The sequence below is a fragment of the Zoogloea sp. JDB1 genome, from assembly GCF_056724025.1.
Genome location: NZ_CM161496.1, coordinates 615,827 through 629,117, shown reverse-complemented (window position 1 = coordinate 629,117; position 13,291 = coordinate 615,827). Strand labels below are relative to the sequence as shown.

General features: G+C 68.8%; 11 protein-coding genes. 4 read left to right on the top strand and 7 right to left on the bottom strand.

The genetic code is table 11. The features are described from left to right. The first annotated feature begins 51 nt into the window (after positions 1–51). Entirely contained in the window at positions 52–1,980 is a 1,929-nt protein-coding gene (locus AC1PPK_RS02780) for an AsmA family protein (protein WP_481116326.1), read from the top strand. Between the two features lie 143 nt (positions 1,981–2,123). Here AC1PPK_RS02780 and ahbB (AC1PPK_RS02775) read toward each other — a convergent pair whose 3' ends face one another. The 5 genes from ahbB (AC1PPK_RS02775) to AC1PPK_RS02755 are packed head-to-tail and all read right to left on the bottom strand — an operon-like array spanning position 2,124 to position 5,626. Then, positions 2,124–2,621, bottom strand: a complete 498-nt coding sequence (ahbB, locus tag AC1PPK_RS02775; RefSeq protein WP_481116325.1) for a siroheme decarboxylase subunit beta — start codon at positions 2,619–2,621, stop codon at positions 2,124–2,126. Further along, positions 2,618–3,097 carry an Lrp/AsnC family transcriptional regulator gene (locus tag AC1PPK_RS02770; protein ID WP_481116324.1) on the bottom strand — a complete coding sequence of 160 codons (480 nt, stop codon included), beginning with the start codon at positions 3,095–3,097 and terminating at the stop codon, positions 2,618–2,620. Before AC1PPK_RS02770 ends, ahbB (AC1PPK_RS02775) begins: the two co-directional genes overlap by 4 nt. Continuing rightward, positions 3,094–4,083, bottom strand: a complete 990-nt coding sequence (gene ahbB, locus AC1PPK_RS02765; protein ID WP_481116323.1) for a siroheme decarboxylase subunit beta — start codon at positions 4,081–4,083, stop codon at positions 3,094–3,096. Before ahbB (AC1PPK_RS02765) ends, AC1PPK_RS02770 begins: the two co-directional genes overlap by 4 nt. Positions 4,084–4,097: 14 nt before the next feature. Beyond that, the gene (locus AC1PPK_RS02760; protein WP_481118178.1) at positions 4,098–5,276 is read right to left on the bottom strand and encodes a cytochrome D1 domain-containing protein; all 1,179 of its coding nucleotides are present in this window, start codon (positions 5,274–5,276) and stop codon (positions 4,098–4,100) included. A 2-nt stretch (positions 5,277–5,278) separates the two neighbouring features. Beyond that, positions 5,279–5,626: a c-type cytochrome gene (locus AC1PPK_RS02755; protein WP_481116322.1), complete on the bottom strand. Its 348-nt coding sequence runs from the start codon at positions 5,624–5,626 to the stop codon at positions 5,279–5,281. A gap of 151 nt (positions 5,627–5,777) precedes the next feature. Between AC1PPK_RS02755 and AC1PPK_RS02750 the strand changes: the two genes are divergently transcribed. After that, positions 5,778–6,389 carry an IMPACT family protein gene (locus AC1PPK_RS02750; protein WP_481116321.1) on the top strand — a complete coding sequence of 204 codons (612 nt, stop codon included), beginning with the start codon at positions 5,778–5,780 and terminating at the stop codon, positions 6,387–6,389. Between the two features lie 55 nt (positions 6,390–6,444). Here AC1PPK_RS02750 and AC1PPK_RS02745 read toward each other — a convergent pair whose 3' ends face one another. Both AC1PPK_RS02745 and AC1PPK_RS02740 read right to left on the bottom strand, forming a co-directional pair. After that, positions 6,445–6,759 (bottom strand): c-type cytochrome, encoded by a 315-nt coding sequence (locus AC1PPK_RS02745; protein WP_481116320.1) that lies wholly within the window; start codon positions 6,757–6,759, stop codon positions 6,445–6,447. A 62-nt stretch (positions 6,760–6,821) separates the two neighbouring features. Then, complete coding sequence (locus AC1PPK_RS02740; protein ID WP_481116319.1) at positions 6,822–8,543, bottom strand: cytochrome D1 domain-containing protein; 1,722 nt, start codon at positions 8,541–8,543, stop codon at positions 6,822–6,824. Positions 8,544–8,695: 152 nt separating this feature from the next. On the opposite strand from AC1PPK_RS02740, the gene cobA reads away from it, so the two are divergent. Both cobA and AC1PPK_RS02730 read left to right on the top strand, forming a co-directional pair. After that, positions 8,696–9,601 (top strand): uroporphyrinogen-III C-methyltransferase, encoded by a 906-nt coding sequence (cobA, locus tag AC1PPK_RS02735; RefSeq protein ID WP_481116318.1) that lies wholly within the window; start codon positions 8,696–8,698, stop codon positions 9,599–9,601. 252 nt (positions 9,602–9,853) lie between these two features. Beyond that, on the top strand, positions 9,854–13,234 hold the full coding sequence (locus tag AC1PPK_RS02730; protein ID WP_481116317.1) for a transglutaminase family protein: 3,381 nt from the start codon (positions 9,854–9,856) through the stop codon (positions 13,232–13,234). The last annotated feature ends 57 nt before the right edge of the window (positions 13,235–13,291 follow it).

Sequence of the window (13,291 nt, the reverse complement as noted above, 5' to 3'; positions counted from 1 at the left end):
TTCCTGTCGGGCTGCCGCGCGGCCGGGTGGGACGGGACGAGGGAAATGCAAATGACGGAAACCGAACGTGACGATCTGCCGCCACCGCGCCGACGCCGCCGCCGGTGGGGGCTGGCCGTGCTGGCAGCGGCGCTGTTGGGGATGGTCCTGTTCGACTGGAACATGTTGCGCGGGCCCATTGGCGAGATGGTGTCGGCCCGCCTGCAGCGCGGTTTCCGCATCGCCGGACCGCTGGACGTGGAACTGTGGAGCCTGACGCCGTCGGTGTCGGCCGGCAACGTGCAGCTGGACAACGCGAGCTGGGGCAAGGCGCCGCAGATGCTGACGGTGCGGGAGCTGACGGTGAGCGTGGACCTCATCCGCCTGCTGCGCGGCGAGCTGGTGCTGCCGCGGCTGGAGATCGACGGGCCGCGCCTGCAACTGGAAGAGGATGCCCACGGGCAGGGCAACTGGCGGCTGGGCGCTCATGCCGATGCCACGCCGGTTGCGCCGAGGCTCCGCGTCGGCACGCTGTTGATCCGCGACGGCGAGGTGTCGGCGATGCTGCCGTCGCTGCAGACCGACCTGCAGATGAGCATTGCCTCCGACGTAGTGGCCCGCCGCGTGCGTTTCGGCCTTGCCGGCCACTGGCGCGGTCAGGCCGTGCAGGCCGAGGGGCAGGCCGGCAGCCTGCTGGACCTGGAGCGCGCTGACCAGCCTTACCCGGTCGAGGCGAAGGGCAGCATGGGGGAAACCCGCTTCACGCTCAACGGCCGCGTCACCAACCTGCTGGCGCTGGCTGGGCTGGATGTGGATTTCAGCCTGTCCGGGCGCAGCCTGGCGGAGCTGTACTCCCCGACCGGGGTGCCGCTGCCGGCCACACCGCCGTTCCGGCTGGCGGCGCGCCTGTTCCATCAGGATAAGCTATGGACGTTCCGCGACATCGACGGGCGGGTCGGGCGCACCGACATGGCCGGTACGCTGAGCATCGACCGCAGCGCGTCGCGCCAGCGCATCGCCGGTACGCTGCGTTTCCGCCGCCTGGACCTGGCCGACCTGTCCGGCTTCATCGGCGCCCGCCGCGAATCCGGGCAGGTTGTCGCGCCGCGGCCGGGCAAGGTCCTGCCGTCGCGGCCGCTGGGCCTGGAGAAGATTGCTGCGGCAAACGTGGACGTGGAATTCGTCGCCGACGAGATCCGCAGCAGCGGCCTGCCCCTCGACACGGCGGCGGGCCGGCTGCGCATCGACGATCGCCTGGTCAGCCTGTCACCCCTTAAGCTGGGGCTGGCCCATGGCCGCGTGGAAGGTTTGCTTGAGCTCGACACGCGCCAGGCCGTGCCGTCGGCCCACCTCGACGTGCAGGCGTCGCGTCTGCGCCTGCGCGACCTGATGCCCGCCGAGGACACCCGCAAGCTCACCACCGGCCTGCTCGGCGGGCGGGCCAAGCTTGCCATGCGCGGCGTGTCGGTGGCCGAGCTGCTGGGCAGCGCCGACGGGGAGGCGGCCTTCGTGATGGATGGTGGCAGCACCAGCCTGCTGCTGGTCCGCCTCGCCAACCTGGACGTGGCCAACGGGCTGATGGCCTGGCTGGCCGGTGGCCAGCGGGAGGACATCCACTGCGTGATCGGCGACTTCCGCGCCCAGGCCGGCGTGCTGAAGACCCAGAACCTGCTGATGGACAGCCAGCGCATGCTGATCCGCGGCGAGGGAACGATCAGCCTGCGCGACGAGGCCCTCGACCTGCGCCTGCGCGCCGCCGGCAAGGACGGCAGTCTGCTGGCCCTGCGCGGGCCGCTGAAGGTGGAGGGCAGCTTCGCCGCGCCGTCGGTGGCGCCGGAGCCGCTGCCGCTGGGCGGGCGCATTGCGGCCAGCGTGGGCCTCGGTCTGGTGCTGCCGCCGCTGGCCCTGCTGCCGTTGGTCGAGATTGGCGAAATTGGCAAGGGGAGCAGCCCCTGCGGAACGATGCTCGCGCGGGTCGGTGCGAAAGTGCGTCAGCCCTGAGCCGGCTTGGCGGTGCGTCAGCTGCAAGGGTCGGTTCGAGAGCAAGCCAGCGCCGGGGCCGGCTTCAGGAGATGCCGGCCTGGTTGGCCGGAAGGCATGCCTGGCTGACGGGCTTGAAGGTACGCCACGCGTGGTCGACAGGCTCAGCCGTCGCCGCCGATGCGCAGGCCGGTCTTCTTGAGGATGGCGGTGGAGAACAGTACGTCGCGGGCGCGGCAGGCGGCGCCGAGCAGCGTGGCGATCTCCTCCACGTGGGCCAGCACGGTGTCGCGGTCGCGTCCGTGCACCATCGCGAACAGGTTGTAGGGCCAGTCGGGCAGGGCCCGCGGGCGTTCGTAGCAGTGGGTCACGAAGTCCAGCCGGCCGACCGCTTCGCCGAGTTCGCCGATGCGGGCGTCGTCCACGTCCCATACCGACATGCCGTTGGCGGTGTAGCCGAGGGCGTAGTGATTGGGCACCGCGCCGATGCGGCGGATGCGGCCGCCCTGCAACATGGCGGCGAGCTGCGCCTTGACCCGTTCCGCATCGACGCCGAGCTGTTCGGCCAGCGCATCGTAGGGGCGCGGTACCAGCGGCAGGCCGGCCTGGGTTGCGATGATCAGGCGGCGCTCGAAATCGTCCGGGGGCGGGGCGTTGCTCATGCCTTCAGCCTCATGTCCACGAAGAACTCCCGCCGTTTGGGAAAGGCGAACACCGGCAGGCCGGTGGCGGCCTCGATGCGTGCCGTCGCGGCGGCGATGCCGTCCGGCGTCTCGGTGGCGAGCACGAACCACATGTTGAGGCGGTGCTCGCGGCGGTAGTTGTGGGCCACCTCGGGCAGTGCATTGACCGCCGCCGCCACCTCGTCGAAGCGTTCTTCCGGCACCGCCAGTGCGGCCAGCACGAAGCGCCCGCCGAGGCGCTCGATCTGGAACATCGGCCCGAAGCGGGTCAGCACACGTTGGTCGAGCAGGCGCTGCAGGCGGGCGAGGAGGTCGGCCTCGGTGGTGCCGAGTTGTCCGGCGACCTCCCGGTAGGGTTCGTCGCCGATCGGGAAGCCGCCCTGCAGCGCGTTGATGATGCGCCGGTCGAGTTCGTCGAGGACGGCCGGCGCCGGGCGACGGGAGGGGGCGTTCATGCGGCGGCGAGGCCTTGCGGCGCTTGGTAGCGGGCGCCGCATTGCTTGTAGCAGTCGGTGGAGAACAGCACCGCGTGCGGGAAGGCGGCCAGGCCGACGGCGTCGGCCAGCTCGGCGCGGCGCGCCTCGACGGCAGGGCGGGATTGACCGTGGATCATGCAGAACAGGTTGTAGGGCCAGTCGGGGGCGGTGCGCCGACGGTAGCACAGGCTCACCCCGTCCTGGCCGGCGAGGGCGTGGCCGAGGGCGCTGACTTGCGCTTCCGGTACCGCCCAAACGCACATCGCATTAGCCTGCCAGCCCAGTTCCCGGTGCCGCACGACGACGCCGAAGCGGCGCAGCGTACCGTCGGCAAGCCAGTGTTCCAGTGTGTCGAGCACGGCGTCTTCGCCAAGGCCGGCGGCGTGGCCGAGGGCGCGGAAGGGGCGGGCGACCCATGGCAGGCCGTCGTGCAGGGCGTCCACCAGGCGCCAGTCGGCATCGCCCAGCGGCTGGCGCGGGCTGGCCGCTGCGGCGTGGCGGGTGCGCCGGCCGTTGGCCAGGTCGAAGCCCAGGTCGATGTGGAATTCTTCGAGCAGTGGCAGCGCGATCGGTGGGCAGCCGGTGGAGGCGCCCATCTCGACCAGCAGGTCGGCCAGCGCGGCTTCGTCGTGGGCGCTGGCGACGAACCACAGGTTGTAGCGGTGCTCGCGCCGGTAGTTGTGATTGACGCCGGCAAAGGCGCTGACGATGCGCGCCACGCGGGGCAGCGCGTCGGTGGGCACGGCCATCGCGGCGAGGGTGCTGGCGCCGAGGCGGCGCGGCGCGAACACTGCACCGACCCGGCTGATCTTGCCGGCGTTGCGCAGGCAGGCCAGGCGCGCCATGGCTTCGTCGGCGCTGCAGCCGACCTGCGCGCCGACCGCCGCCCAGGGTTCCGGGGCGAGTGGAAAGCCACGCTGGAAGTCGTTGAGGAGCTGGAAGTCACGCGGGTCGGCGGCGATCATGGCCAGGCTCCGGGTCAAAAGCCGATGCGCTGCGCGCGGGACGTGAAGAAGATGCCCGACGGGGCGTCGGCCGGCAGCTCCTTGCGCACCGCGAAGCTGGCGGTGTCCACCACCGTGACCCGGTTGCTGTCCCGCGAGGACAGCCAGACCTCCTCGCCGCGCGGCGTGAATTCCAGGTGCAGCACCGCCTTGCCGGGGCTGAAGGTGTGGATCACGCGTTTTTCGACGGTGTCGATGACCTGCACCCACTCGTTGTCGGGGAAGGCGAAGTTCACCCATACCTGGCGGCCGTCGGGGCGGGCCATCACGAACACCGGCTGGCCCTTGACCGGGACGCGCGCCGTCTCCTGCCAGCTGCGGGCGTCGGCGACCAGCACCTCGTGGCGGCCGACGGCCGGCAGCCAGGCCTGCCCGGCGGCCAGCGACCAGCCGCGCAGGTGGGGCATCTTGAAGACCGGCAGCTTCTCCTCGCCGCGGCCGTAGCCGGACAGGATCTTGCGGCTGCCGGCTTCCGGGTGCCACAGGTCGAGCAGGGAGATGCCGTCCTCGCCGAACAGGCCGGCCAGGAAGTAGCGGCCGTCCGGGGTGACCAGTCCGTCGTAGGGCTGCTTGCCGGCCGGGTAGCGGGTGGTGACCGGCTTGCGCGGGTCGTTGAAGTCGCTGACCCAGATCTCGCCCGCGTCGAACAGCGCGTAGGCGAAGCGCTGGCCCGGCACGTCGGCCAGCCCGACGACGCGGGAGAACTTGCCCGGCGCGTATTCGGCGGGCACCTCGGCGAGCAGTTCCAGCGTGTCGGAGTCGAAGGCCTTGATGCCGCCCGGCTCGTAGTTCTGGGCGACGATCAGGCGACCGTCCTGTGATATCGAACCGCCGATGGAATTGCCGGCCTGGATGATGCGTTTGGCGATCCGGCGGGTCAACAGATCCACCTTGGTCAGCCCGCCGTCGCGGCCGAACACGTAGGCGTAACGGCCGTCGCGGGAGAAGACCACGTGGGCGTGGGACAGGTCGCCGAGGCCGTCCACGCTGCCAAGGCTGCTGTCGTGGCTGTGTTCGACGATCTGCACGCGGCCGGCGGCGCGTTCGATGACCACCCCGAGGTCGCCGGTACCGCGCAGCTCGGTGGGTGCGCTGGCGCAGGCGGTGAGGGCGAGGGCGGCTGCGAGGGTGCTGAGGGAGGAGAGGATGCGCATGGTCATTGCAGGCTCGGGAAGCCTTCCTTCAGGCGGGCGACGATCCAGCTGGCTTCCGCTTCGTCCATGAAGCGGTTCCAGCCGGGCATCGCGGTGCCGGGGCGGCCGTTCAGGATGGTGGCAACCAGGGCATCATCGGGCAGTTCGGCGAGCCGTTCCGGCAGCAGGGCCGGACCGAGGCCGCCAGCCAGGCGCATGCCGTGGCAGGAGCCGCAGTCCTGACGGACCATGTGTACCAGCGTCTGCTGGCGCTCCGGCGTCGGTGCCGGCTCGGCGGCGGGGGCGGCGCTCACCGCCAGGGCGGTCAGGCCGAGCAGCACGGCCACGTGGATCAACAACGAGCGGTCCATCGCAGAACTCCTTTTGACGACGCCCTCACAGTAGGTTGACCCGCCGGCAGGGTCATTGATGGGCATCAAGAAGGCCGGGCCGCCGTGCGCCCGGTCGGGCTTGGCCTTATCCTTGCGCCCTCGTTCCCGTGCCTGCCCTTGTTGTCGTCCGATGCCCCAGACCCTCGCCGCGCCCGCCCACAGTGAACTGCTGATCAAGAAGAGCCGCTTCCTCGGCTGCGTGCAGCCGATGGCCGACCGCGCCGAGGCCCAACGCGTGGTGGCGGCGCTGAAGGCGGAACATCCGGGCGCCGCCCACGTGTGCTGGGCCTTGCTGGCCGGCGGACAGTCGGCGGCGGTGGACGACGGGGAGCCGAGCGGCACCGCCGGGCGGCCGATGCTCGACGTGTTGCGCCACCAGGATCTGGAAGGCGTGCTGGCGACGGTGGTGCGCTACTACGGCGGCGTGAAGCTGGGGGCTGGCGGCCTGGTGCGGGCCTATACGGACAGCGTGGCGCAGGCGCTGCTGGTGGCTGAAAAGGTGGCCATCGTGCGCAGCACGTCCCTGCGTTGTACGGTGCCCTATGCGCAGGAAGGGCAGGTACGGCGGGCGCTGGAGGGCGTCGGGGCGGTGCTGCTCGGTGTGAGCCACGGAGAACAGGTCGAATTCGCCTTCAGCCTGCCCGTGGATGCGGCGGCGCAACTGGTGGCCCGCCTCGACGAAGCCTGCCATGGGCGTCTGGCGTGGCTGGGCGAGGATCCGGGGCAGGAAGGAAATGATTGAGGGGGCGCATGAATGCGCCCCCTCAAGTCACCCCATCCCCTGGTTACGAGCCTGCTCAGCCCTTCAGGACCCAGCCGAGCACGTCCTTCAGTTCGGCGTCGCTGATCTTTTCGGCCGGGTTGGGCGGCATCGGGATCTGGCCCCAGTTGCCGGAACCGCCCTTGCGAACCTTGTCGGTCAGCTTGGCGATGGCGTCGCCCTGGCCCTTGTACTTGGCGGCGACGTCCTTGAAGGCCGGGCCTACCAGCTTCTTGTCCATCGAATGGCAGGCCAGGCAGCCGGCCTTCTGGGCCGACGCAGCCGGGTCGGCGAAGACGCTGCCGCTGGCGGCGGTAGTCATCAGGGCGAGCAGCAGGAAGCGTTTCTTCATTTCTTGTCTCCTTGGCGAAGGCACCGCCCCTCGGACGCTCCGGGGGCGGTGGGGCAGGATGCTTAGTAGATGTCGTGCTGCGTGTTGTAGAGGTTGAAGTGGCCGGTCGGCGTGATGATGCGCGGATCCTTGATGACGGTCTTCAGCTGCAGGGTCTTGTCATCCACGACGACGATTGCCGATTCCTTGTTCTTGGCGCTCCACACCGAGAACCACACCTCGTCGCCCGCCTTGTTGTACTCGGGCTGCACCACGCGCTTGGCGCCGTCGTCCTTCAGGCCGGCCCATTCGCCGATCGGCAGGGTCTTGTAGCCGGCGGCCAGGTTGTTGACGTCATACACCACGATGGACTGGGAGATCTTCGGATCCGGGTTCAGCGGTGCGTCGGAGTACAGGTGCTTGGACTTCGGATGGCTCTTGATGAACAGCGCGCCTCCGCCCGGGCCCTTCAGTGACTCGACCATCTTCCAGGCGTATTGCGGGTGCTTGGCCGGGTCGGTACCGATCAGCGCGATGCTGTCGTCGCCCAGGTGGCCGGTAGACCACACCGGGCCGTACTTCGGATGGATGAAGTTGGCGCCGCGGCCCGGGTGCGGGATCTTGCCCACGTCGATGAGGCCGGCCAGCTTGCCGTCCTTCATGTCAATCGCGCCAATCTTGTTGGACTGGTTGGCGGCCACCATGAAGTAGCGCTTGCTGCTGTCCAGGCCGCCGTCATGCAGATACTTGGCGACCGGAATCTCCTTGGTGGAGACGGCATTGAGGTCGGTGTAGTTGACCAGCAGGGTCTTGCCGGTTTCCTTCACGTTGACCAGGAACTCGGGCTTGAAGTGGGACGCCACGATGGAGGCGACGCGCGGCTCGGGGTGGTATTCCTGATCGCCGACGGTCATGCCGCGGGTGGCCATGATCTTCAGCGGCTCGAGGGTGTCGCCGTTCATGATCACGTACTGGGGCGGCCAGTAGGAGCCGGCGATGGCCAGCTTGTCTTCGTAGCCCTTGAACTTGGAGGTCTCGACCGAACGGGCTTCCAGGCCGGTGCGGATCTCGGCGACGTTGTCGGGTTTCTCCATCCACAGGTCGATCATGTTGATCTTGGCGTCGCGGCCGATCACGAACAGGTAGCGGCCGGAGGCGGAGACGCGGGAGATATGCACCGCGTAGCCGGTCTTGATGACGTTGATGATCTTCTTGGTGTCACCATCGATGAGCGCAATCTCACCCGCGTCGCGCAGGGTGGTCGAGAAGATGTTCTCGATGTTGTAGCTGTTCATCTTCTTCTTCGGCCGCTGCTCGGGCGGAATGATGACTTTCCAGGTCGCCTTCATTTCCTTCAGGCCGTATTCCGGCGGCTGCGGAGGCGTCTGCTGGACGTAGCGGGCCATCAGGTTGACAGTGTCATCGTCGAATTCACCGGAGGTGCCCCAGTTGGGCATGCCGGCGGGAGAGCCGTACTTGATGAAGACCTTCAGGTAGTCGGTGCCGGCGGCCAGGGTCTTGTCCGGCGTCAACGGCTTGCCGGTGGCGCCCTTGCGCAGCACGCCGTGACAGCCGGCGCAGCGTTCGAAGTAGATCTGGCGTGCCTTGTCGAATTCCGCCTTGCTCATCGGCGGGGCCTTCGGGTTGATGTCCTGGTACATCTCCACGTTGGCCAGCGGCGATCCGGCCGCCTGGTACTTGGCGGCGGGATCGTTCGTCGATGTCTTCGGTTCTTCCGCGAAGGCGTGCGACAGGGCCAGCGGCAGCAAGGCCACGGCAATCGCTCCGGTTTTCCACATACTCATCGTGCATCTCCCTTTATGAACCCAACGAGCGGCCTATCCCGCTTGCGGCGAAGAGTGCGCTTCCGGGCTATTCCCCTTCCTTGACTCGGGTCAAGTTCGAAAAAGGTGGCCGGCTGATAGATTGCGGTCGTCATGATTCCGGGAGTTCCGCCATGCCTCCATCTGCCACCGCCAGCTTCGGCCTGCCTGCCGCCGGCACCCTGCGTGCCTTTGTCGACCAGCTCGTCGGTGGCCGCGGCAGCGCTCCGGCCGAGACGTTCAAGCCGCTTGCCACCGGCATTCGCCCGCCGGGCAGGGTGGCACTGGTCGGGGCCGGGCCGGGCGACCCCGAGCTGCTGACGCTGCGTGCTGCGCGCCTGATCGGCGAGGCCGACGCACTGGTGGTGGATCACCTGGTCGGCGACGGCGTGCTGGATTTCGCCCGGCCCGATGCGGAGCGCATCTACGTCGGGAAGGAAGCCGGCCATCACACCCTGCCGCAGGAAGACATCAACCGCCTGCTCGTCGAGCTGGCCCGCGACGGCCGTCGCGTCGTCCGCCTGAAGGGCGGCGACCCTTTCATCTTCGGGCGCGGCGGCGAGGAGCTGGAGGAACTGCTGGCCGCCGGCATCCCCTTCGAGGTAGTGCCGGGCGTCACCGCCGCCTGCGGCGTGGCGGCGTATGCCGGCATTCCGCTGACCCACCGGGATTACGCCCAGTCGGTGGTGTTCGCCACAGGCCATCGCCGCGCCGGCGAATCGGCGCTGGACTGGACGGCGCTGGCGCGCCCGCACCAGACCGCGGTGATCTACATGGGGGTCGGCATGCTGCTGTCCCACTGCGCGGCGCTGATCGCCCACGGTCGTTCCCCGCAGACCCCGGCGGCGCTGGTCGAGAACGGCACCACGCCGCGCCAGCGCATCGTCACCGCCACCCTCGAGACGCTGCCGGACAGGGCACTGCTTGCCGGCATCAAGCCGCCGGCGTTGCTGATCGTCGGCGAGGTGGTCAGCCTGGCCGGCAAGCTGGCCTGGTTCGACGGTGCCATGGCGGATGCCGGGACCGCCGTCGTGGCCTAGCGCCATAAGCTTCCGCGACCTTCTCACCGGGATATGCACATTATTGGTGCATATCCCGGTGTCCATTTTGGTGCGTGCACGGTGGGCTGTCGCCGGGTCAGCACGTCCCATCCCCGTTTTGATACTCCAAAAGCCTTGGTTTGATGCAGGATCGCAACATCCACGCAACAGGAGCGGCGTAAACCGCTTGGCGTGAAGCTTGCTAACTCAGACAACTAGTCTGCAAACCGCGCCCCAAGAACGGAGTATCCCGTGACCATCCATGTCGCCCTGAATCACCTGACCTCCTACAAGTACGACCGGCCGATCAACCTCGGCCCGCAAGTCGTCCGTCTGCGGCCCGCCCCCCACAGCCGCACGCGCATCCTGTCCTACTCCCTGCGTGTGCTGCCCAAGCCCCATTTCATCAATTGGCAGCAGGACCCGCAGTCCAACTACCTGGCGCGCCTGGTCTTCCCGGAGAAGGTCACCGAGTTCAGCGTGGAGGTGGACCTGGTCGCCGAGATGTCGGTGATCAATCCCTTCGACTTCTTCCTGGAGCCTGAGGCCGAGAACTTCCCGTTCGAATACGCCGGTGCCCTCAGCCACGAACTGGCCCCGTACCGCCTGAAGGAAGAGCTCACCCCCGAATTCAAGACGTACCTGGACGGCATCTCCCGCGACAAGACCCGGGTGGTGGACTTCCTGGTCAAGCTCAATGCCGACCTGCAAAACCACATCGGCTACGTGATCCGCATGGAGCCGGGCGTGCAGACGCCGGAAGAGACGCTCGCCAAGCGCACCGGCTCGTGCCGCGACTCGGCCTGGTTGCTGGTCCAGCTGCTGCGCCACCTGGGCCTGGCGGCGCGCTTCGTGTCCGGCTACCTGATTCAGCTGAAGGCCGACGTCAAATCCCTCGACGGTCCGTCGGGCACCGAGGTGGACTTCACCGACCTGCACGCGTGGACCGAGGTCTACCTGCCGGGCGCCGGCTGGGTCGGCCTCGACCCGACCTCCGGCCTGTTCGCCGGGGAAGGCCACATCCCGCTGGCCGCGTCCCCCGACCCGTCGTCGGCAGCGCCGATCTCCGGCCTCATCGACGAGTGCGAGTGCGAGTTCGAGCACCTCATGAAGGTCACCCGCGTGAAGGAAGCGCCGCGGGTCACCAAGCCCTACACCGAGGAGCAGTGGGCCGAGATCGAAGCCCTCGGCCATCTCATCGACGCCGATCTCGACGCCAACGACATGCGCCTGACGATGGGCGGCGAGCCGACCTTCGTGTCGATCGACGATCCGGACGGCGCCGAGTGGAATACCGAGGCGATGGGCCCGACCAAGCGCGTCCGTGCCGAAGACCTCTATCACCGCCTGCGTGAGAAATATGGCCCCCACGGCCTGGCCCACTTCGGCCAGGGCAAATGGTATCCGGGCGAGCAGCTGCCGCGCTGGTCGCTGACCTGCTTCTGGCGCAAGGACGGCCAGCCGGTGTGGACCAACCCGGACCTGATCGCCGACGCGTCGGCGCCGGGCGACGTGGATGCCGCCCAGGCCAACGCTTTCCTGGCCGGCATTGCCGAACGGCTGGCACTGGACCCGCGACGGGTCTTCCCGGCCTACGAGGATGCCTTCTACTACCTGTGGCGGGAGCGCCGCCTGCCGGGCAACGTGGACCCCTTCGACGCCCGCCTCGACGACCCGCTGGAGCGCGACCGCATCCGCCGCGTCTATGAGCACGGCCTGCCCAACCCGGTCGGCTACGTGCTGCCGGTCAGCCTCAACAGCTACACGGGCGACTGGCAGACCGGGCCGTGGTTCCTGCGCGAAGAGCGCTGCTACCTGATCCCCGGCGATTCGCCGGTGGGTTACCGCCTGCCGCTGGACTCTCAGCCGTGGGTGGCCAAGGGCGACTACCCTTACGTCAATCCGCCGGACCACCACCAGGTCTTCCCGCCGCTGCCGGAGTACGCCGCGATCCGCCGCCAGCTGCCGGGCGGCCAGACCGCCGTGCTCAACGCGCTGAAGGATGGCGAGGCCGGTTTCGGTTCGTCCGCCGCGGCGCGCGCCGCCGCCGCGCTGAAGGCCGCTCGCGACGCCGAGAAGCTGAGCCCCACCGACCGCAAGCCGGAGCCGTTCAAGTCCGCCGACTGGATCGTCCGCACCGCCATGTGCGCCGAGCCGCGCAACGGCACGATGCACATCTTCATGCCGCCGCTGTCGAGCCTGGAGAAGTACCTGGAGCTGGTCGCCGCCGTGGAGGCGACCGCCGAGGCACTCGGCACGCCGGTCGTCATCGAGGGCTACGAGCCGCCGTCCGACCCGCGCCTGACCCACTTCCGCATCACCCCCGACCCCGGCGTGATCGAGGTGAACATCCATCCGGCCAGCAACTGGGAAGAGCTGGTGGACCGCACCACCCACCTCTACGAGGCGGCCCACTACTCGCGCCTGACCACCGAGAAGTTCATGGTGGACGGCCGCCACACCGGCACCGGCGGCGGCAACCACTTCGTGCTCGGCGGCGCCACCCCGTCCGATTCGCCTTTCCTGCGCCGGCCGGACCTGCTGCGCAGCCTGATCTCCTACTGGCACAACCACCCGAGCCTGTCCTACCTGTTCTCCGGCCTGTTCATCGGCCCGACCAGCCAGGCGCCGCGCATCGATGAGGCGCGCAACGACTCGGTGTATGAAATCGAGACCGCCTTCCGCCAGTTCCCGAAGGCCGGCGAGGAGGTGCCGCCGTGGCTGATCGACCGCCTGCTGCGCAATCTGCTCATCGACGTAACAGGCAACACCCACCGTTCCGAGTTCTGCATCGACAAGCTGTACTCGCCGGATGGCCCCACCGGCCGCCTCGGTCTGCTCGAACTGCGTGCCTTCGAGATGCCACCCCACGCGCGCATGTCGCTGGCCCAGCAACTGCTGCTGCGCGGCCTGCTGGCGCGCTTCTGGGAAACCCCCTACCAGCCGCAGCGGCTGGTGCGCTGGGGCACCGAGCTGCATGACCGCTTCCTGCTGCCGCACTTCGTCGAGCAGGACTTCAACGACGTGATGGAGGACATGCAGGACCACGGCCTCGGCTTCAAGCCGGAGTGGTTCGCGCCACATCTGGAATTCCGCTTCCCGAAGATCGGCGACTTCGCGGTGCGCGGCATCGACGTGGAGCTGCGTGGCGCCCTCGAGCCGTGGCACGTGATGGGCGAGGAGGGGGCCATCGGCGGAACCGTGCGCTTCGTCGATTCGTCGGTCGAGCGCCTGCAGGTGAAGGTCTCCGGCATGTCCGACGACCGCTTCCTGCTGGCGGTGAATGGCCGCACGATCCCGCTGCAGCCCACCGGCACCGTCGGCGAGCACGTCGCCGGCGTGCGCTACCGGGCCTGGCAGCCGCCGTCCTGCCTGCACCCGACCATCCCGTCCCACGCGCCGCTGGTCTTCGATCTGGTGGATACCTGGACCGGCCGCTCCCTCGGCGGCTGCCAGTACCACGTCTCGCACCCGGGCGGGCGCAGCTTCGAGACCTTCCCGATCAACGCCTTCGAGGCGGAGAGCCGCCGCCTGGCGCGTTTCTTCCGCATGGGCCACACGCCGGGCGAACCGGCGGTGCAGGTCTCGCCGGTGGAGAAGGAGTTCCCCTTCACGCTTGATCTGCGGCGCTGACGGCGGCTTCCCGGTCTCTTCGGGGGGATTCAAACGTTGGGGGCGAACTCGTTCGCT

What these genes read in the sequence shown, in the direction of transcription:
- ahbB (WP_481116323.1), bottom strand. Translation starts at nt 4,083, where the DNA reads ATGATCGCCGCCGACCCGCGTGACTTCCAGCTCCTCAACGACTTCCAG.
- AC1PPK_RS02760 (WP_481118178.1), bottom strand. Translation starts at nt 5,276, where the DNA reads ATGCGCATCCTCTCCTCCCTCAGCACCCTCGCAGCCGCCCTCGCCCTC.
- AC1PPK_RS02780 (WP_481116326.1), top strand. Translation starts at nt 52, where the DNA reads ATGACGGAAACCGAACGTGACGATCTGCCGCCACCGCGCCGACGCCGC.
- AC1PPK_RS02750 (WP_481116321.1), top strand. Translation starts at nt 5,778, where the DNA reads ATGCCCCAGACCCTCGCCGCGCCCGCCCACAGTGAACTGCTGATCAAG.
- ahbB (WP_481116325.1), bottom strand. Translation starts at nt 2,621, where the DNA reads ATGAGCAACGCCCCGCCCCCGGACGATTTCGAGCGCCGCCTGATCATC.
- cobA (WP_481116318.1), top strand. Translation starts at nt 8,696, where the DNA reads ATGCCTCCATCTGCCACCGCCAGCTTCGGCCTGCCTGCCGCCGGCACC.
- AC1PPK_RS02755 (WP_481116322.1), bottom strand. Translation starts at nt 5,626, where the DNA reads ATGGACCGCTCGTTGTTGATCCACGTGGCCGTGCTGCTCGGCCTGACC.
- AC1PPK_RS02740 (WP_481116319.1), bottom strand. Translation starts at nt 8,543, where the DNA reads ATGAGTATGTGGAAAACCGGAGCGATTGCCGTGGCCTTGCTGCCGCTG.
- AC1PPK_RS02745 (WP_481116320.1), bottom strand. Translation starts at nt 6,759, where the DNA reads ATGAAGAAACGCTTCCTGCTGCTCGCCCTGATGACTACCGCCGCCAGC.
- AC1PPK_RS02770 (WP_481116324.1), bottom strand. Translation starts at nt 3,097, where the DNA reads ATGAACGCCCCCTCCCGTCGCCCGGCGCCGGCCGTCCTCGACGAACTC.